General features: G+C 46.8%; 19 protein-coding genes and 1 pseudogene. 13 read left to right on the top strand and 7 right to left on the bottom strand.

Going from position 1 to position 20,002, the window contains the following annotated elements:
- Positions 1-33 precede the first annotated feature (33 nt).
- The 7 genes from CSV73_RS16960 (at position 34) to CSV73_RS09850 (ending at position 9,055) form a co-directional block, all read left to right on the top strand.
- The gene (locus CSV73_RS16960) at positions 34-180 is read left to right on the top strand and encodes an arginase family protein (RefSeq protein WP_143560950.1); all 147 of its coding nucleotides are present in this window, start codon (positions 34-36) and stop codon (positions 178-180) included.
- A gap of 230 nt (positions 181-410) precedes the next feature.
- The gene (locus tag CSV73_RS09875; RefSeq protein WP_099627419.1) at positions 411-1,670 is read left to right on the top strand and encodes a cytochrome P450; all 1,260 of its coding nucleotides are present in this window, start codon (positions 411-413) and stop codon (positions 1,668-1,670) included.
- A gap of 91 nt (positions 1,671-1,761) precedes the next feature.
- Positions 1,762-2,304, top strand: coding sequence for an AIM24 family protein (locus CSV73_RS09870; protein WP_233191786.1), 543 nt, complete (start codon positions 1,762-1,764; stop codon positions 2,302-2,304).
- Positions 2,305-2,450: 146 nt separating this feature from the next.
- Positions 2,451-2,969: a hypothetical protein gene (locus tag CSV73_RS09865; RefSeq protein WP_143560945.1), complete on the top strand. Its 519-nt coding sequence runs from the start codon at positions 2,451-2,453 to the stop codon at positions 2,967-2,969.
- A 226-nt stretch (positions 2,970-3,195) separates the two neighbouring features.
- Complete coding sequence (locus CSV73_RS09860) at positions 3,196-4,698, top strand: S-layer homology domain-containing protein (RefSeq protein WP_158232336.1); 1,503 nt, start codon at positions 3,196-3,198, stop codon at positions 4,696-4,698.
- Positions 4,699-4,936: 238 nt separating this feature from the next.
- Positions 4,937-6,976 (top strand): transglycosylase domain-containing protein, encoded by a 2,040-nt coding sequence (locus CSV73_RS09855; RefSeq protein WP_099627415.1) that lies wholly within the window; start codon positions 4,937-4,939, stop codon positions 6,974-6,976.
- A 294-nt stretch (positions 6,977-7,270) separates the two neighbouring features.
- A complete protein-coding gene (locus CSV73_RS09850) occupies positions 7,271-9,055 on the top strand; it encodes a choline/carnitine O-acyltransferase (protein WP_099627414.1) in 1,785 nt (594 codons plus the stop codon).
- Positions 9,056-9,198: 143 nt separating this feature from the next.
- On the opposite strand, the gene CSV73_RS09845 is transcribed toward CSV73_RS09850, so the two are convergent.
- Positions 9,199-10,119 carry a polysaccharide deacetylase family protein gene (locus CSV73_RS09845; RefSeq protein WP_233202872.1) on the bottom strand — a complete coding sequence of 307 codons (921 nt, stop codon included), beginning with the start codon at positions 10,117-10,119 and terminating at the stop codon, positions 9,199-9,201.
- 276 nt (positions 10,120-10,395) lie between these two features.
- On the opposite strand from CSV73_RS09845, the gene CSV73_RS09840 reads away from it, so the two are divergent.
- The gene (locus CSV73_RS09840) at positions 10,396-10,602 is read left to right on the top strand and encodes a hypothetical protein (RefSeq protein ID WP_099627412.1); all 207 of its coding nucleotides are present in this window, start codon (positions 10,396-10,398) and stop codon (positions 10,600-10,602) included.
- 57 nt (positions 10,603-10,659) lie between these two features.
- Positions 10,660-10,956, top strand: a complete 297-nt coding sequence (locus tag CSV73_RS09835; RefSeq protein ID WP_099627411.1) for a substrate-binding domain-containing protein — start codon at positions 10,660-10,662, stop codon at positions 10,954-10,956.
- A 74-nt stretch (positions 10,957-11,030) separates the two neighbouring features.
- Here CSV73_RS09835 and CSV73_RS09830 read toward each other — a convergent pair whose 3' ends face one another.
- The 6 genes from CSV73_RS09830 to CSV73_RS09805 all read right to left on the bottom strand — a co-directional run bounded on the left by CSV73_RS09830 (position 11,031) and on the right by CSV73_RS09805 (position 15,327).
- Entirely contained in the window at positions 11,031-11,489 is a 459-nt protein-coding gene (locus CSV73_RS09830; protein WP_099627410.1) for an acyl-CoA thioesterase, read from the bottom strand.
- Positions 11,486-12,397, bottom strand: a complete 912-nt coding sequence (locus tag CSV73_RS09825; RefSeq protein ID WP_099627409.1) for an alpha/beta hydrolase — start codon at positions 12,395-12,397, stop codon at positions 11,486-11,488. The genes CSV73_RS09830 and CSV73_RS09825 overlap by 4 nt, the downstream gene beginning before the upstream one ends.
- A 20-nt stretch (positions 12,398-12,417) precedes the next feature.
- Positions 12,418-12,642 carry a muconolactone Delta-isomerase family protein gene (locus CSV73_RS09820; RefSeq protein WP_099627408.1) on the bottom strand — a complete coding sequence of 75 codons (225 nt, stop codon included), beginning with the start codon at positions 12,640-12,642 and terminating at the stop codon, positions 12,418-12,420.
- A 236-nt stretch (positions 12,643-12,878) separates the two neighbouring features.
- On the bottom strand, positions 12,879-13,637 hold the full coding sequence (locus CSV73_RS09815; protein WP_099627407.1) for an SDR family NAD(P)-dependent oxidoreductase: 759 nt from the start codon (positions 13,635-13,637) through the stop codon (positions 12,879-12,881).
- A gap of 43 nt (positions 13,638-13,680) precedes the next feature.
- Positions 13,681-14,430 carry an SDR family NAD(P)-dependent oxidoreductase gene (locus CSV73_RS09810; protein ID WP_099627406.1) on the bottom strand — a complete coding sequence of 250 codons (750 nt, stop codon included), beginning with the start codon at positions 14,428-14,430 and terminating at the stop codon, positions 13,681-13,683.
- A 114-nt stretch (positions 14,431-14,544) separates the two neighbouring features.
- On the bottom strand, positions 14,545-15,327 hold the full coding sequence (locus CSV73_RS09805) for an IclR family transcriptional regulator (protein WP_158232334.1): 783 nt from the start codon (positions 15,325-15,327) through the stop codon (positions 14,545-14,547).
- Between the two features lie 258 nt (positions 15,328-15,585).
- Between CSV73_RS09805 and CSV73_RS09800 the strand changes: the two are divergent.
- The 4 genes and pseudogenes from CSV73_RS09800 (at position 15,586) to CSV73_RS09785 (ending at position 19,983) form a co-directional block, all read left to right on the top strand.
- Positions 15,586-16,709, top strand: a pseudogene (locus CSV73_RS09800) (IS4 family transposase).
- A 275-nt stretch (positions 16,710-16,984) separates the two neighbouring features.
- A complete protein-coding gene (locus CSV73_RS09795; protein WP_099627404.1) occupies positions 16,985-17,929 on the top strand; it encodes an alpha/beta hydrolase in 945 nt (314 codons plus the stop codon).
- A gap of 34 nt (positions 17,930-17,963) precedes the next feature.
- Positions 17,964-18,416, top strand: a complete 453-nt coding sequence (locus CSV73_RS09790; protein WP_099627403.1) for a tripartite tricarboxylate transporter TctB family protein — start codon at positions 17,964-17,966, stop codon at positions 18,414-18,416.
- Between the two features lie 61 nt (positions 18,417-18,477).
- Positions 18,478-19,983 (top strand): tripartite tricarboxylate transporter permease, encoded by a 1,506-nt coding sequence (locus CSV73_RS09785; RefSeq protein ID WP_099627402.1) that lies wholly within the window; start codon positions 18,478-18,480, stop codon positions 19,981-19,983.
- Positions 19,984-20,002: the final 19 nt, after the last annotated feature.

Raw genomic sequence — 20,002 nt, 5'->3', positions numbered from 1 at the left:
ACCTGAAGTTTCTCATTCAATTTCCCAAATGACATTGTAATTGAAATCACTGAAACAGGAAACATCGTTTGTTTTGACCTAGTTGAAGTTGCTCCTCAATATAATTCTACTGACGCCACGACTCGGATAGCAGCAATGACAATGCTGAACTTTATGGGACATATTCTTAAACCATACTAACTAATAAAAACTACTTTAGCCATGCAACGAATATATTTTATTCGGTGCATGGCTTTTTTTGAGTGGGTACCAGGTCCCGATACAAATTAGAAAAAATTCTGAATTGAACTAGAGTTGTGCGGGGACCTGGTACCTTTTGTTAATGTTTATCAGAGTACATATAAGGTAATAGGACAGTAACGCATGAATCTATTACGTGATATATGAAAATATAACAGGAGTGAGAATGAATGAAAAAAGTACCCGAAACAAAAGTTAAATTAACTGATGTGAAGGAACTGATCAATTCAGGATATAATCTTTTAGGTGAGTTGCGTGAAGACGTGAGTGCACCCGTTGTAAAAGCTAGTTTTTTAACGAAGGAAATCACGGCCATTTACGGGGAAGAAGCTGCTCGTACATTTTATAATCCGGAGTACTTTACACGAACTGGCGCCATGCCTAAACCAGTGTTGAAAACTTTGTTTGGTGAAGACGGTGTACAGACGTTAGATGGAGAAGAGCACCATCATCGCAAGAACTATTTCATGGATTTGATGACTCCCGATAGAATGGAAGAGTACCGTGAGTTGTTAGCGGAGAATGTATCAAAGGAGCTAGACAAACAGCACGGTGAATTTGAGTTATTTGACCTCGCCAATAGAGTGTTGTTTACTACCATTTCGGAATGGGCTGGTATTAACTTGGAAAAGTTTGATACAAAAATGGTAGAAAAGCTTGCAAGAAACCAAATTTCCATGATTAGTGGCGCGGTTACTTCTCCAATTGATCATGTAAAAGGAATGACGGATCGCAAGGAGTCCGAAAAATGGGCTCAGGATCTCATAGAAGAAGCAAGAAAGCACCCCGTTCCAGGAAAAGAACATTTGGCTTTGTATGTTTTTGCCAATGCGACTAATCTCAACGGAGAATTGTTACCGGTGGAAGTAGCAGCAGTTGAGCTGTTAAATATCATTCGTCCAACTGTAGCATTAACTGTCTGGGTGGCATTGATGGGGCACGCGCTTTTCGCTAAGAAAGATGTTTTTGAAGAGTTAAAAGCTGATTTTGACAACTTACAAGATTCTTTCATTCAAGAAATGCGTCGTTACTATCCATTTTTCCCTATGCTACCTGCGATTACTGTGAAGGATGTAGAAGTGGATGGGTACTTGATTCCGAAAGATAGCTGGGTAGTGCTAGATCTTTACGGAAGTAACCATGATGAGCGAACTATCGCTTCTCCAGAACAGTTTGACAGTAGGCGATATGTAGGGAAAGCGAAAGATATTTCTTATGAAGAGCAATATGAAATGATTGCACAAGGTGGCGGGAAGTTCAGAGAAATGCACCGTTGTGCGGGCGAATGGATTACTCTTCACAGCATGCGCGTCTTTTCTGACCAGTTAGTGAATAAATACGAATTTACTGTACCGGAGCAAGATTGGACGATTCCGATGAATCAGTTCCCAACTTATCCGACTAGTAAAGCATTGTTGTTCAAAGAGTAAACCGTTTATCTGTTTATTACGTAAAGTAGGTATTAGTTGAATCAAGTAAATAGAGGAGCTTTCTGATCGAATTGGATCAGGAAGCTCTTTTTTGATTGGAAGAAAGCGAGTGCCAGGTCCTCACACAACTCTGTTTGAATTCAGAATAGCTTCCAAATTGTGTGGGGACCTGGTACCGTTTGTTAAACCTGAATACACGGGAACCGGTACACTTGTTTTAGAACCTACGTTCAAGCATATTTTGCTACTGGATGTTGACGAGTGGGATCAGTCACTCGTCATTGAAGACGGACTCTTTTTAGCTTGTGATTCAGGATTAAAACATAAGGCCGTAATGCGCTCAAATCTTTCTTCTGCTGCACTCGGTGGGGAAGGTCTTTTCAATCTTGGACTTACTGGACAAGGAACAATTGCACTGGAATCTTCCGTTTCGAGAGAGGAACTTATAGAAATCGAGTTAGAAAATGATGAGTTGAAAATCGATGGGAATATGGCGATTGCTTGGTCAGGCGGTTTAGAATTTACTGTCGAGCGCTCTGGAAAAACACTTATGGGTTCGGCGGCTTCAGGCGAAGGATTGGTAAATGTCTACCGCGGAACAGGAAAAGTATTAATGGCGCCGTTCCTTCAATAAATTCGGAATACAGGATTCTATTAAAATAAGGTACTTGTGTGAGAAACAAACATGAATGTTTAACCATTCATGGAAGTTTCACGCGCAGGTATTTTAAATTTCAAGCAATATGTTAGGATAAAGTAAAAATGGAAGGGGAGTTTGAATTGAAAAAGATGAATCATGCATTGGGATCGTTTGTGATCCTTGGGCTATTGTTAGCGAGTTGCGGAACGGATGACGAAAAAACGCAGCAAGTCGATTCACCAGTGCAAAAAGTCGAGCCGGCACAAGACAATGAGTCAAAAGTCGAAGTGATGGAACGTCCACCAATGGTCAACGAATTCAATGAAGAAACCGACGACTTGGAAGAAGCCTTCTTCTCGGAATATTCAAGCGTGAAAAGTTTCGTTGAAGACTCCGTAAATAGCATGAAAGAGGGCTCTGACTATCGAGAGAATTTTGCGCACGCTGAACAATTTCTTGCTAAATCTACAATTACATATATCGGATATTTCCACAAAGAAATTGAAGAACTTGGCATGACTGAAGACTTCGAAAAACTAAAGACGGCCGCAGCAGAAGTAGTGGAGAAGTTTGGGACAAGCGGTGAACATCTTGAAGGGTATGAAACGAAGTATATCGAATTCGAAAATAAAATGAAGGACATCTATTCAAAAATGTAAATAGACGTTCTGTTTAAAATAAGGTACCTGTGCAAGAAACAAATATGAATTTTTAACCATTCATAAAAGTTTCACGCGCAGGTACCTTTTACTAATGCATAGGTAAACAAAACCCCAATGATAAGTTTTTTAAAAAGAAATCTCCAAAAAGATTGAAACTTTTTCCAGACATCTCCGTCTGTACGATGAATCGACAAACAGATCCATGATGGGGAGGATAACAAATGTGAAGAAGAAAATTATAACGATGTTTGGCGCATTGGTGCTGGCGTGCAGTTCTCCATTTGCTGGCTATGCCGCTGGAGAACAAATATTTTCTGATGTGCCGGCGAGCAAGCATTTTGCGCAGGCGGTGAATGAACTGGCGGAACGGCATGTCATTGGTGGCTATCCAGATGGAACATTTAAGCCCGGCAATCCAGTGACACGCGGACAGGCTGCTGCAATTATTGTGAAACTGACAGGTATGGACACTTCAAACGTGAAAGATCCGCATTTCAAGGATGTGGCAAAAACAAACGGTTCTTATCAGGCAATTGCCGCACTGGCGCAGGCAAATGTCATTGGCGGTTATGAAGATGGCCGGTTTGGTCCGAATGATCCAGTGAAACGGGGACAGCTCGCTTCTATTCTTGTAAAAGCTTTCGATTTGCCGCGTTATGATTTCTACGGAATGAAAAATCCGTTTAAAGACGTCGCGGGCAACCAGTCTCACAGTGCCAGCATTTTGATACTTCACCAGTTTGGAATTGCGGGCGGCATTGCGCCCGACCGTTTTGGTGTGAATCAGCCGGTGACGAGAGGGCAAGCAGCCAAAATGATGAAAGCAACAGAAGATGAAAAACCTGCGATGGTTTCATTTAAACCGGAAGAGCTTGGGATGGACGGAATATATTCAGTGATTTGGAAAGAGGATCAGGACGTGTACGAGTCGATTGTCGCTCGCGACACAGCGTATGGACCGGGTAGACTGCAACTTATGGCACTGAAAGAAGGAACTGCGACACTGAATGTCAGCGGATATAACGGGGACTCGCCGATGAATGAAGATGAAGATATCTACCGGAAATATTATGTACATGTTAAAAAAACAGCGGACGGACTGAAACTATCGATTGAGCAAACAGATGATTACTTGCCGACAGAGGCACCGCTGGAATTGTCTAAAGCTGAGAAAATCAAGAAAGTCAGACTGTATTCAGCAACGGGTAAATTGCTAGAGGGTGACGCAGCTCTCCATATATGCAAAGAGGATCAAAAGACTTGTATCACGATTCGCCAGCCGGGCAACTATTATGCCGTTGCTCAATTGGGGAGCGGTGAAGAAATCCGCTATGCGATTCATGTGAAAGAGCCGGAGCATGCTTATTTTCATTACGACATGGATGTGCTGAGAGAGCGGCCGTCTTATACATTCAACGTGGAAGAGCTGTTTGAAAAGAATGGATATTATGATAAGATAGCGGCACGAAATATCGGGAAGCACACTGTTGTCACGAAAAATGCGGAATACATTGCAAAAATTACAAGAGATCCCGGAACGAATGTATTTCATGTTACAGCTAAGAAAGTCGGCACAGTTGAAGTGGAGTTTGAAAAACCCGTTTATTTTACGGGTGAAGTGGGGGACGGGGTATCAGGTATGATCACTGGCATGGAAATAAAGGTCCGTGATCTGAATGGTTTGATTCAGGTTTCTGCTTCACAAATTTACGAACTTAATTATTAAATAAGGTACCTGTACGCGAAACAAACGTGAATGTGTAAACCATCATGAAAGTTTCGTGCACAGGTATTTTTATTAAGATATTATCAAAAAGAACAACTTCTGAGTACTATCTTTTTTACATACACTCGTACCAAAATCCCCCAAAAGACAAAATCCGCAACTTTCAAACACCTCCATCGTCTATACTATGCTGTATACTACCAATAAAAATCCGCAGCATAAAGCAGGTGAAACCTATATGAAAAGATCCGAATATAAAGAACAACAGCGTAAAAAAACGCCAATAAAGAAAATTAGCCTGAAGAAAAAGATCATCCGTTTCGTATCCATCAGTGTACTGCTTGCCGTTCTTTGCACACTACTCGTACTGAATGTCTTCATAACGTTCAGCGATGTAAGTAAACTTGAAGGGCCCGCACCTAGATCGACGGTTATTTACGATCCGAACGGAGAAATCATCAGTAAGGTTTCGAATTCAAATATTGAAGGTGTATTGATCGACCAGATTCCGAATACGTTGATCGAAGCAGTCATTTCCGTGGAAGATCAGCGATTTTATAAACATCACGGCATTAATTATTTTACGATGGGACGCGCCTTACTCGAGAACGCATTCAAAGGTAAAATCGTGGCAGGGGGCAGTACGATTACGCAGCAACTTGCGAAAAATGTCTTTTTGACGCAGGAGCGTACGTACTCACGTAAATTCAAAGAACTGATCCTCGCAAAGAAGATTGAACGGGTGTATTCGAAAGAGGAGATCATGGAACGTTACCTTAACCAAATTTATTTTGGCGACGGGGCGTGGGGAGTTCAACGTGCGGCGCAGACCTATTTCGGTAAGGATGTCAGTGAATTGACGTTAAGCGAATCTGCGACAATAGCAGGCATCATTAAAGCGCCGTCGCATTTATCGCCTACGAAAAATATGGAAAAGTCGGTGAATCGGCGCAATCTGGTGTTGTCGTTGATGCTTCGCGAACAGTATATTAGTCAGGAAGAATACGATGAAGCGATTGGACAGAAACTAGCACTGGCTGATTCGACAGTGCCAGATTATAAAGCGAAATATCCGTATTATATCGATCGTGTTGTGGACGAGGCGGTTAATAGGTATGATTTGACGAGAAATGAAGTGCTGTCCGGCGGGTTGCATATTACGACAGAAATCAATCCGGTAGTCCAGAATGCACTGGAAGAAGTGTATGCGGATGATAGGTATTTTCCAAAGAGCACGCCAGATCAACTGTTGCAGAGTGCCTCTGTTTTCTTGAACCCTAACACGGGCGGGATCCTGGCGTTAGTCGGTGGGAGAGGAGAATATACGCATGGAAGCTTCAATAATGCGACGGACCTTATCCGGCAGCCTGGATCTGCGTTCAAGCCGCTTGCCGTCTATACTCCAGCACTTGAGAACGGGTACCATCTGTCGGATTTGCTTGTAGATGAACCGATCGATATGGATGGCTACTCTCCGAAAAATTTTGATCAGAACTATAGAGGGAAAGTGACGATGTACGATGCAGTCGCACAATCGTATAATATCCCTGCCGTTTGGCTGTTGGATCAGATTGGTATCAAAAACGGTGTGGATGCGGCGAAACGGTTTGGAATTTCATTAGAGAAAAAGGACCGTACGCTTGGATTGGCGCTTGGCGGGCTGAACAAAGGAACCTCCCCTTTGCGGATGGCTCAAGCGTTTTCTGCGTTTGCGAATGATGGAGTGATGGAGGAAGCCCATGCGATTACAGAAATAAAAGATTCGGAAGGAAAAGTGCTCGGGAAGTGGCGAGGAAAGTCTGTACAGGTGACAGATGCGGAAGTCGCCCAGCAAATGACCTATATGCTGCAAGGGGCTGTTACGGAAGGCACTGCGAAAAAAGCACAAATATCCGGTATAGATGTGGCGGGGAAGACGGGCACTACACAGCTCCCGTTTGAAGGAGTGGACGGTTCAAAAGATCATTGGTTCGTTGGCTATACACCGGATATTGCCGGTGCGGTCTGGCTCGGATATGATCAAACAGATGCCGACCATTATTTAACCTCCACTAGTAGCGTTACCGCACCGCCCATTTTTGCGCAAGTTGTTTCAAAGTCATCCAGCGAATTGACTGTGAAGAAGTTTGATTTGTCGTTAATTGATGAAGAAATAAAAGAGCTGAATAAGCAGAAGAAAAAGACAAAAGAAGAAAGAGAAAAGAAAGAGAAGAAAAAAGAGTTTTGGGAAGAAATTGAAAGGTGGGGACGGAACTGGTTTACAGGTAAAGAGGACTAAAGGCAACGGAAATAAGGTGCTTGTGTGAGAAACAAACATGGTCATTTAAACCATCATGAAAGTTTCAGGCACAGGTACCTTTATTGTTATCGTGAACGTAAAAATGTTATAATGTTTGATTTTGTTAAACCAACTGTTTACAATTATTATCAGTACATATCGCGATTGAAATTCGATTTCGGTCAAACGATTTTATTGAATGCTAAAACAACAACAAATAAATTGCTCGAAAAGAAGATTGGAAATCCGATCTTCTTTTTAGCGTGAAAAATGATAATCGCTTAGAAATGAATCATGAAGGGACTAATTATTATAAAAAAGACATTTGCTTACGAAAATGAATTACCATCTTTACCAATACCGCCGTTAACGAGTACAAAGGAGAAACTGCTTGAATGGGTTGAACCTCTTTTAAACGATGAACAACTTAAAGAAACTACGAAGGCTGTTAACCATTTCTTCAAAGTGGATGGAGACGCAGAAAGACTTCAAAAAAAATTGTGCGAATGGGATAGCAAAATGGAAGGTAGTTGGCTCAAGCCTTTATGGGATAATATGTATTTAAATTTTCGCGACCCTTTACCAACAGGCATGCATTTCAATATTTTATTAGATAATAAAAAGCATGAAAATCGATATACACGTGCCGAACTTGCCGGAAGGGTAAGCCGTTTAGTCACGGAATTATATCATTTAATAATTGATGGCGAAGTAGCGCCAGTCATACAAAATGGCGTGCCCCAAGATATGAGTCAATATAAGAAGTTTTTTAAGTCCATTCGCATTCCGAGAGTCGAAAGAGATGAATTTAGGCTGGCGGCATTCGAGAAAAGAAATAACCATGTCATTCTTTTATATAAAAGAAATGTTTATAAAGTGAACGTAACCAATAGTAAAGGAGAAATGTATCAAAGCAGTGAAATCGCAAATGCTATTGAAAGATCCTTTCAAGAAGAGCAAAGTGAAGGCAACAACGTAGGGATTTTTACAACTGCCAAAAGAGACGAAGCTGCGAAGATATATGATCAACTCACCGTATCTAAAGTGAATGCGGATATTCTACAAACGATAGCGGATTCGCTAATTGTCTTGTCTATGGATGAGGAAAGTAGTAATTCGGAAGAAGCGATTGAGAACTTAATGTTAAATGGAACGAACAAATACTTTGATAAAACCATCCAAGTAATCCTCACTAAAAAAGGTGAGTTGGGTTATAGCATCGAGCATTCATCGGTTGATGGTACGACGATATTTGCTGTCATCAGCTATGTAAATGAAGGCCTGGAAAGTGAAGAGCCTGAAACAATATATACGACTGAACCCACTCGAATGGAAAAACAACAATGGGAATTATCTGCGGAAATTGAGAAGTCGTTAATGCGATTCGAAAAAGATAATGCGAGAGCCAAAAAAGAGTTTTCTATTAAAACGCGAACTTTCAACAGCTTTGGTTCAGATGAAATCAAAAACATGAATATTAGTCCGGACGCTTTTTTTCATATGGCCTTACAAATTGCACAGTACAGAACGTTTGGCGTATGTAGAAGCGTTTATGAACCCGTTTCAGTCCGTGCATTTTATGAGGGAAGAACAGAATGTGCGAGAGCGACCAGTATGGAGAAGCTGAACTTGGTGAAAGCGCTAGAAAGCGGTGCAGAAAGTAATGAAGTGTTGTATACCTTAATGCAAAAGGCGAGCGCGGCTCATACAAATCGAATCATAACATGCCGTAAAGGATTCGGTGTTGAAAGACATATGTATGGCCTGGAGCAAATGTATAAGTTACATGGTGGAGACATCGGTATGAAGGATACTCCTGCACTATTTTCCGACGCTGGCTATTTGACAATGCGTCATGATTTTATTTCGACGAGTGGTATGGCTTATGACAATGTAAAGTATCGGATATTCGGCCCAGTCGTTGAAGGCGGTTTTGGACTCGCTTATATTTTATTGGATCAAACGATTTCTATTAATATTTCCTCCAATGCTGATGAAGCACATCATGCGCAGAAGTTAACCAATCATTTGGTAGATGCATTTTTAGAATTAAGACAGATTGCGAAACGTATTCTTTAGGTACCAGGTCCCCACACAACTTGGAAACAATTCTGAATTGAACTAGAGTTGTGTGGGGACCTGGTACCGTTTGTGGTACCGTTTGTAAAAAAACTCTCCGAACCGGTTACGGTCAGGAGAGTTTTTTGTTTTGCATAGTCACCTCATTCATCATCCCATGCTGTGCCGTTCACACGTTTTTCATTCATCAGTTCACTGACGGTCCCCAGACGAAAACCTTTCTCTGTGATTTGTGTAATCATATCTTCCATTCCTTCAGCTACAGGTTTAGTCGGGTGCATTAAAACCATCGAGCCGTTCTCCACTTGAGATACGACCCTATTGACCATTTCATTGATCGCCGGCTTTTTCCAGTCGACTGTATCAACCGTCCATAAAACTGTATGCATTCCTAGCTGGCTTGCGGTTTCAACCGTTTGCTGATTAAAACTGCCGCTGGGCGGGCCGAACCACTTGGGCGATGTGATCCCGAGTGTTTTCATGATGACATCATTTGTTTTTTTCAGTTCTTCCATTGTTTCAGCTTCTGATTTCTGCTGTAAATCGGGATGGCTGTAAGCATGGTTCCCAATTTCATGCCCCTCATTGTGAATCATTTTAGCTAAATCGGGATTTTTACTTACCCAGCTACCGTCGAAGAAGAAGGAGGCTTGGATGTTATGCTTCTTTAGTACATCCAAAATTTCAGGAATATATTCATTACCCCAGGCAACATTAATTAAAAAAGACACCATCGGTTTATCGGGATTTCCTTTGAAAATGGGGTGTGGGCCTAGATCATTCAAATGAATAGAGGGGGAAGTTTCTTTGTACACGATTTTTGCTTCATCCAATTTACCAGTCGCTTTCATTTTTTTGTAACTGGCTTTCAGATCCACTTCCAGTCCATTGTAACCGGGGATGGCTTTCCAGACTCTGTCGACCTTTGCATCCACCGCGGGGATATGATGCGCCTTGCTGAATGATTCTAATTCTGTCGTCAGTCTGTCATTGTCATTTTTAGTTGCGGCGACAGTGCTTACTCGATTCGGGTTTGTTCCAAAATGATTGGTGAAAAGAACCAAGTAAAGTATTCCTATACAAGCAATAAAAGAAATAAGCCAGAACCGTTTCAGTTTATATCACCTCTTCTCTAGTCAGTAGTGTTTCCTGTACTTGAATAAGTATGCTGATTTGGGTACCAGGTCCCCAAACGATTTATATACTATTCGGAGTTGTTTATTAGTTATGTCGGGACCTGGCATTCTACAGAGAAAGGAACAGCGAGTCGTTAGATTATTCCGCCTGTTTCTAGTAGTCTAGTGACTATTCAGTGGAGAGGAGATGAGGTGAAGAGATGGATGATGGTACTGGGCATGCTGGCGATGGTTGCGCTGTGGGGCTGCGCTTCGGATGAGCCGGCCGGTGATGCTGCCGGGCAAGGGATGGCTGATGATGTGGTGCGTGTGTATGGTCCCGGTGGTCCGCTTGGTCCGTTAGAGGAGCCTACCAAGAAGTTTTCGAATGAAACCGAAATCCAGGTGGAGGTGACGACGGGACCGAAGTAGAAGTGGATCAAGGATGCCGAGAAGAATGCGGATCTGCTGTTCGGAGGTTCTGAATATATGCTGCGTGATCTGATGCTGGAGTATCCCGATTTGATTGACGGGGAGTCGCAGCGGGAGCTTTATCCGCGGGCTGCCGGGATTCTGGTGCGCAAAGGCAATCCGAAGCAGATTCAGTCGCTGGAGGATTTGACCAAGGACGGTGTAAAGATTATTGACGTGAACGGAGCCGGGCAGCTCGGTTTGTGGGAGGATCTGGCGGGACGGAAGGATTTGATTCCGGGGATCAGCCGGAATATCGGGCGTTCGGTGACTTCGAGTGCGGAGGCGATTGATCGATCTGTGGAAGGAAAGTGAGGAGTTCGATGCCTGGATCACATATGAGTCCTTGCATTACCGGCTCGAGGATGTGACGGATCTGGCACCTGTACTTATATGGATGTTTGCAAGGTGCGTTCGTTGTCGATGATGCGCTGTTTTGCCCATTGGGGGATGGGCATGGAGGTTTTGGTTTTGCTGTCCATGACGATGAGGGTGGCCCAGCCTGTGGCGATGACGTCGCCGGTTGTTTTGCGCTGGATGGCGCTTTCGATGGTGAAGGATTTGGTGCCGAAGCGGGCGGTGCGCACTTTGATGACGAGTTCTTCTCGGACGTATGCTTCGCTGTGGTAGCGGCAATAGATGTCTCCGACGACGAACATCAGGTTTTCTTCGTAGAAGCCGAGTGCTTCGAGGTAATCGGCGCGGCCTTGCTCGAAATACAGACCGTAGCTGGTGTTGTTGACGTGCGCGTACAGGTCGGTTTCGCAGACGCGCACTTTGGTGGATGTTTCGTAGCAGAATTGCTCCAGCCATTCTGTCATGTTCGGCTTGATGTAGTCGGTGCTCATCTGACCGCCTCCTTTATGAGATGTTTGGTGAACCAGTCGGCTGCTTCCTGCTGTGCGCGTTCGAATGTTTCGCCGTCGTACAGATCGAAGTGGCCTTTCGGCAGCTGGACGAGTTTCTTCGGTTCTCCGATCTTTTCACGGAAGACTTCGATGGCGGGACCCGGCGGCGTGATGCCGTCTTTCATTGCTACGACCATGAGCAGCGGCGTTGGGGAAATCAGGTCAGCGTTTGTGGTCGGAAAGTACTCCATATACCGTTCCATCGATTCGAGCGTCAGCCGGTTTTCCCAGGACGGCGCCATTTTCTCGGATTTCTGCGTGAACCACTCAAAGGCTTCTGGGTGTGTATGCGCGCAGTTCTTTCCTTCAGCGTTGACCACTTGTACATATTCGATCGGCGCGCCTTCGTAGCGTGCCTGCCGGTAATCCATCAATCTCTGCCTGTAGGCATCCACATGTTCTGTTCCCATCTTCTTTTCCATCCCGATCCTTCCCCGGATGGTCGGAATCTGTGAAACGATCGCTTTCACCCGCCGGTCGGCCGCTCCGATCTGCAGCACGTGGCCGCCGCTGTAGGAGCTGCCCCAGATGCCGATTTGCCCGCCGTCGATAAAGTCCTGAGATGCCATCCAGGAGATCGCATTGCGGTAATCCTCGATCTGCATCTGCGGATCCATCAATTGCCTTGGCTCTCCGCCGCTTTCCCCGAAGTTCCGGTAATCAAAGACGAGAACCGCGAGCCCTGCATCTGCGAATTTCTTCGCGTATTCCGGCAAGAACACTTCTTTTACCAGACTGAATCCGTGCGCCATGACGACTGCAGGGAAGGGGCCTTCCCCCTCGGGCTTGTAGAGCAGCCCGCTGCAGGGTACGCCTTCGCTCGTGAATGTGATTTTCTCATGCTTCATATTTTTCAACTCCTTTGAAATCAATGGCTTTTCAAGCGTTTCTTGACGTCTTCTCCGAAATCCAGATACGGCCGGATCGGCGTCATTTCCTCGATAGTGATGTAATCTGCCAGCGGCAGCTGGGCGGTGAATACCCGGTCGAGTTCATCATGCGAATCGGCGTCATAGATCAGGATCACCTCTTTTTTGCCCGCCACTTTGTATGCGCCCACAAGTTTGCCCGCTTCGAGCGCTTTTCTGCCGATTGCGACTTCTTTTTCTCAACGAGCCCAGAGCTTCTCGTTTGTCAGATGCTTCTGCTGCACAGAAGCGCGAATGTAAAATAACATAAAAGATCTTCCTTTCCAATCATTATTCACAGGGACTCATATATTTAATTAAACCGACTCCTTTTCGAATCAAGGAATTCCATTTTTGTTCAAAAGGCATTTCCTATAGTAGGACTGAATTTTAATGACAGGTCAAGCATCACGTATCCTGTTTACAGAATATTCACGGCTCCTCCGTCGATTACAAATTCGGAGCCCGTACAAAAAGAAGACTCATCGGATGCCAGGAACAGAACCAGCCTGCTGACTTCATCGGCCGTTCCCATGCGACCGAGCGGGTAAGCGGCTGCCAGTTCCTCTGGGGTTTTGCCCGATGTTTCCGAAGCGTAATCGACCATGCCTGTCGTAATATAGCCGGGATGAATGGAGTTGACGCGGATTCGGCTTTTGGCATATTCCGCTGCAGCATCTTTTGTCATGATGCGTACGGCTCCTTTGCTGGCTCCGTACAGTGAATGGCCCGGTCCGCCAATCAGCCCCGCAATGGAGGAGGCGTTGATGATGGATCCGCCCCCGGCTGTTTCCATCAGAGGGACGATGTGCTTGATTCCCAGAAAAACGCCGGTTACATTGATCGACATTACCCGGTTCCAAGTCTCCAATTCGATCTCGCGAATCGGTTTGATTACATAGACTCCAGCATTGTTAAATAGAATATCCACGCGTGAGAAGCGGGCTTTCAGGGCGGCGGCAACCGTAATCCAATCCGCTTCACTGCTGACATCATGCTTGATGAAAGTGGCCTGGCCGGTGATTTGCCGCAATTCTTCCAATGTGTTCTGCCCGGCGGCTTCGTCGATATCGGTAATGGCCACCTGTGCGCCTTCCTTTGCGAAAAGCAAGGCTGTTTCCCTGCCAATTCCTGTGGCTCCCCCAGTAATGACAGCGGTTTTCCCTTTCAGTCTTTCCATTGTATCCCTCCTAGGTTACTGTTATTCAGCACAAACTGTCCTGTTAAACGGAAGTATAGCCGCCGTCTACAACCAGGCTGGCGCCAGTGATGAAGGAAGCATCATCACTGGCCAGGAACAGCACCGCTTTGGCGACTTCTTCGGGTCTGCCGAGTCTTCCTATCGGATGGAGCTTCACCAGTTCCTGCTTGACAGGTTCCGGCAGCCTGTCGACTAAAGGTGTCTCGATATAACCCGGATTGACATTGTTAATGCGAATTCCTCTGCTGGAGTATTCCGCGCAGCCCGTTTGTGTGAGCAGCTTCACTGCGCCTTTAGCTGCACTGTATGAACCTGTCCGCTGCCTGCCGACAAGTCCGTGTATGGAGTCGTTATTGACGATCGCACCGCCCGCAGCTTGCTTAAGCATTTGCGTGATAGTGTATTTATTGCACAGGAACACACCGTGCAGATTCACGTCAATCACTTTCTTCCAATCATCGAATGAGGTTTCATGGATGAGAGAGGGAACGCCGATACCCGCATTCGCGAATAATACGTCCAATTGTCCGTAGCGGTCGACGGCAGCATCGATCATGCGCTTGACGTCCTCTTCTTTTGTGACATCCGCCTGGATGAATACAGTGCTGCCGCCTTGCCGGTTCAATTCCTCGGACAAGTTCTGTCCGTCCGCAGATATATCTGAAATCACTACATTGGCCCCTTCCGCCGCAAAGGCCCTGACGGCTGCTTCTCCAATACCGCTTGCCGCTCCGGTGACCAGGGCGGTTTTATTCATAAATCGTTTATCCATATGACATCCCTCTTTTCGGAAATATTTTGCCCGGGCTGGCAGGCTTTTATGAATGTATGTTGCAAGAATCGTGCCATAAGTGAATCGGTATCCCGGAAACCGGCCTTCGATCGGTCAGCTGATGTCGGAGATGGCATCCGTAATATCCTGGGCAGTTTTCCGGACGGCATCCTTCAGTTCCCCGACCTCCATATAATTTCGGAAGGAGCTCGGCAGGTAGACGCCGAGCGCCAGGACGATGTTGCGGGAGCTGTCGAAGATCGGACAGGCGAATCCGGAGAAACCCAATGAATATTCTTCATGGCTTTCGGCGATTCCTTCCTGCCGGATGACCGTGCGCTGCTCTTTGAGCTGGTCGAGCGTGACGATGGAATTCGGTGTGTAGATAGGAAGCACGCCATTATTCAGTTCCTGTTCGACGATCTGGTCGGCTTCTTCTTCGGGCAGATAGGAAAAGAAGCATTTCCCGAGCGCACCTGCCGGAATCGGGAATGAATCGCCGGTCGAGATTGTCAGGCGGATCTTTAGCGGCGGCTCCTGTTTCGCCACATAGATCAGATCGCTGCCGCGTCCTTTCTTTACGAGGACGGAAGTGAGGCCGAGCCTCGCCAGTTCGGGCAGATAAGCACTTGCGGTGACGATATAGTCGTTCAGCTCTTTGGCGCGCTGTCCGAGCGGAATCAGAGCCGTGCCGAGCGAGTATGTTTTGCTTGTCTCGCTGTACGTCAGAAATGAATGGTACTCCAACGTTTTCAGGATCCGCAGACAAGTGCTCTTGTTGATCTCCAGCGCATTTGTCAGCGAAGTCAATGTAGATTCGCGGTATTCCTCCTTTGTCAAAAGCTTCAGCATGCGGATCGCCGTATCGACGGCGGGCACTTTATCCTTCGGTTCCATGGCAGACATTCCCTTCGGTTGTAAAATGAGAAACTTGGTTCCGTATATGAAATAAATTATAGAGTGACAAAATTAAAGTGTCAAACAAATCAGCCATATATTCATATAGAGAAGCAATTATTCCACTAGTGTCGCATTAAACTAATTAGTCGGGGTTCCGAATTCTAAATACTTTTTACTTACTATTTTCCATAAAAAAATCCTTTATAATGGCTTGGAGGCAGTAATCCATCCAAATCCAAAATAAAGGACAATCTCATGGATAAGAATACACGAAAAACAGCATTTGAGCAATGGGCAGAACCGATTTCCAACGAATTATTTGCGGAACAGGTTCAGCTCCATTGTCTCGATCACTATACAAAGAAGCTACATATGGCTTCGTTTATGAACGTACTTTTGTACGCACAGCTTCATGAAACGGAAAGTTTACGTGCCGTCAGTGACAGTGTCTTTTCTGAAGAACTTCAAGAAGCCACGAACTTGGATTCCATCAGCTTCTCGCAGCTGGGCAGGCGTCTTCGACAAGTGCCGACGGAATTCTTCCAGACCATTTTCTTGATCTGGTGTCACAGATCCATGAAGCAACGGATTTTAAGACGCGACGCAAACGGACGACGCCACTGAAAATCATCGATTCCAGTACACTGCCCTTGAATTTGAATAACCACCGCTGGGCGGAATTCCGAAAAACGAAATCCGGTATCAAGCTTCATCTGCTGCTTGTGTTCTTGGAAAATGGTTATTCCTATCCTGACCAGGCAGTTTTGACAAACGCCAAGGAACACGATCGTGGCCAGCTGGAAGTACTGGTCGATGACAAAGAGTGCCTGTATGTGTTTGATCGCGGTTATTTGGATTACGAACGGTTTGACCGCATGACAGATGAGGGCTATTTCTTCGTCTCTCGTCTGCGAAAAAACGCAGTCGTACGGACACTTGAACACTTCAACCTGCCGGAAGATACTGTCGTGTTGTCGGATGAAATGGTCGTGATCGGCACCACGCAAAACCGATCAGAAAATGTGTTCCGCTTGTTGAAAGTACTGGATTTAAAAGGCAACCAACTGAACCTGGTAACGAATCGTTTCGATTTGTCTGCAGATGAAATCGCAGAACTGTACAAGTCTCGCTGAGCGATTGAACTGTTCTTTAAATGGATGAAACAACATTTGAACATCAAGAAATTCTACACACAGAGCGAACAGGGCGTGCACAACCAAGTGTATTTGGCGATGATTGTCTACTGCTTAAATGTGCTGGCGCAGTTACGGACAAAAAGTAAACGAACCTATTTGCAGATTAGCCGCTATTTAAAGGCGTCTTTATGGAAGTCTGCGCATGTTTGGATTCGAAAGTTTGAGGATAAAAATGTGCTGTAAACATGGCAATCCGTTTCTGTAACAGTAGCCAATAGGTATAGTGAAAAAATGGATGTTGACTGTCACTGTTCAGCTGTCTTCGTTTTTTTCCTTAAAGACAAAAAACATTGACGGAATATTGCGAGCTTATTTATGTGACACTGGTGCAATTATTCATTAATTAAAACTGAATATTTATAATTATTGCATTGACAAATAGAATTCCGGCGTGTATATTTTAATGAAAATAAAACAAAGTTCCGCATATGGAACTTTTAAGGATGGAGGAGAAAGGAATGAAGCAGACCGAGCAGGCACCCGCTCATCGCGAGGAAGCTTTCACAAGGAAAGACATATCATTTGGCACCGAAGATTATCGGATCAGGGGCTGGCTGTATCTGCCGGCGGGGGAGGATTTGCCGGTGATTGTCATGGCGCACGGGTTCGGCGCCCTGAAGGAGATGTATCTGGACCGCTATGCCGAGCGTTTTGCGGGGGCCGGATTTGCAGTGGTCGTCTTCGACTACCGAAGTTTTGGGGACAGCGACGGCCTACCGCGCAATGAAGTGAATCCGTGGAGGCAGATCGATGATTACCGCCACGCGATCACATATGCCGGCTCCATTGCGGAAGTGGATGAAAACCGCATCGGCATCTGGGGCACCAGCTACAGCGGCGGGCATGTGCTGGCCGTGGCGGCAGCGGATAAAAGAGTCCGCTGTGCAGTTTCGCAGGTGCCAACGGTCAGCGGCACGGAAAGCTCGAAGCGCCGGGTGCCCGCGGAGCAGGTGCAGGCGCTGCATGCTTCCTTCCAGGAGGACCGGCTCTGCAGGATGGAAGGTGGGCAGCCGGCCGTGCGTACGGTCGCTTCATTGGAGGCGGCGGACCGGTCGATCTACGGTAGCGGCGAGGCGGCGGACTGGTATATGACGGCGGGCATGCTGTCTCCGAACTGGACGAATGAAGTGACGCTCCGCTCCGTGGAATACTCGCGCTGGTATGATCCCGGGCATTTGATAGAGATGGTCAGTCCGGTTCCGCTGCTGATGATCGTCGGGACGGAGGATACGGTGACGCCTGCGGATCTGGCGCTCAAGGCATATGAAAAGGCATTGGAGCCGAAGCGGCTGGCGCTGCTGCGCGGCGGGCATTTTGATCCGTACGTGAAGGAATTCGACTATTCCAGCGGTGAGGCGGTCCGCTGGTTCAAGCAGCATCTGGAGCAGGCAATGCCGCTGTGAGCACTGCAGAGACTAACGAAAGAGGTGGAAGAGGATGAGCAAGAAGAAACTGGACATTATCGTGCTGCTGCTGCTGAGCGCACTCGGCGGCTACTATATTTATTCCGCGAACGGCCTGTACGAGGTAGCGGTAGAAGGGGAAGTGAAGTCTTCATTCTTCCCGATGCTTCTCGGGACCGTGCTGATTATTTTCTGCGTCGTCGGGATACTGAAGAGGCTGAAGAAAGAGGAGGAGACGGTCTCTTTTGAGGGGATCGGCAAAATCGCCCTGACGATCGGGATCGTTATCGCGTACTTTCTGATCTGGCAGTTCGCCGGATACTTCTATGTGCTGACGTTCCTTCTGCTGTTCGTGCTGTTTACGATCTACCGCAAGCCGATCGGGATGAAGCTGTCCCGCCTGGCGCTCGTGAATCTGGCAGTGTCTGCCGGACTGATTCTTTTCATCTACTTTCTGTTCAACAATCTGATGTATATCGACTTCTGAGAAAACGGGCTTCCATACAGTGGAATAATACTAGACTCCAAAAGAAAAGGGTGAAGCAGTTATGGATATATCGATTTTCTTGACCAGCGGCATGGCGATCCTGATCGGCCTGTTCGTCGGCATGCTGATGGGTGCACTTCCGGGACTCGGACTGATGCTGGCAATTTCACTTTTGTTACCGCTTTCATACAATATGGAGGCGCTGCCTTCCATTCTGATGCTGCTCGGCGTATACCAGGGCGCGGAGTATGGCGGCTCCATCTCGGCGATCCTGCTCGGGATACCGGGAACGGCCATGGCTGCAGCCACCCAGCTGGACGGACAGCCGTTCGCGCAGAATAAATCGCCGGGGAAAGCGCTGGCCTATTCCCTAACGGCGAGCACGATCGGCGGCCTGTTCGGCGGTCTGGTACTGATTTTCCTGTCGAAGCCTCTCACGGCGTTTGCCCTGAAGCTCGGCGAACCCGAATATTTCATGCTCGGTGTCATCGGCCTGCTGGCTGTGGCGGCTCTCGGTTCCGCGGATTCCGTCAAAGCGTCCATCTCGATCATCCTCGGCTTGATGGCCGCGACGGTCGGAATCGATATGTTCACGGGCATGCCCCGCTTCACCGGCGGCGTGCTGGCGATGTCGGACGGCATCAACATCATCGCGCTCGTAGTGGCACTGTTCGCCTTCACGGAAATTTTCTCTATGATTTCGGGCGATCTGAATAAGAAACGGAAGCTGCTGTCGAAGGAACTGAAGGTCAAGCTGTCCTTCAAGGAATTGAGGGAAGTCGCCAAGCCGATCGGCATCGGCTCGCTGATGGGAGCAGTCGTCGGCATCATACCGGGGCTCGGTTCGAATGCGTCGAGCTGGTTCGCCTACATGGCGGCGAAGAAGACCGCGAAAGATCCACTGAGCTTCGGCAAGGGGAATCCGGACGGCATCGCGGCGCCGGAATCGGCCAATAACGCGACGGTCGGCGGGGCGCTCCTTCCGCTGCTGACCCTAGGCATTCCGGGTTCGGCTTCCATTGCCATCATCGCAGGGGCGTTCATCATTCACGGGATCCAGCCGGGACCGCAAGTGCTGAAAAACAATCCGGAACTGATCAATGCCATCTTCATCGGCTTCATGTTCACGACGGTCGGCATGTATATCATGGGGAAGTTCATGACAAGCCTGTTCGCGCGCATCCTGGTACTGAGGGAGTCGTTCCTCGTGCCTGCGATCCTCGTATTCTCGCTGATCGGTGTGTACACGTCGCAGAACAGCCACTTCGATCTGTGGCTGGCGCTCGTGCTCGGGGTGATTGCGTATGTACTGCGGCTGCTCGATTTCTCGGTCGCGTATTTCATCCTCGCATTCGTGCTCTGCCCGATCATTGAGACAAGCATGCGGAGGATGATCATCCTGGCGCAAGGGGATATCAGCTTCTATTTCGGCCGGCCGATCTTCGTTGTGCTGGCGGCGGTAGTGGCGGTGATTCTGCTCGTGGCGCTGAAGAACACGCTGAAAGACCGCAAGCTGGCGAAATTAACGCACCGCCGGGAAGCGGAAGGTGAATCGGTCCATCAATGAAAACAAACAGGAGGATGAT

Source organism: Sporosarcina sp. P1, from assembly GCF_002743155.1.
In the GTDB taxonomy this organism is placed as follows: Bacteria; Bacillota; Bacilli; order Bacillales_A; family Planococcaceae; genus Sporosarcina; species Sporosarcina ureae_B.
The sequence above is the reverse complement of the archived record's forward strand: the minus strand, read 5'-3'. Positions and strand labels throughout refer to the sequence as shown.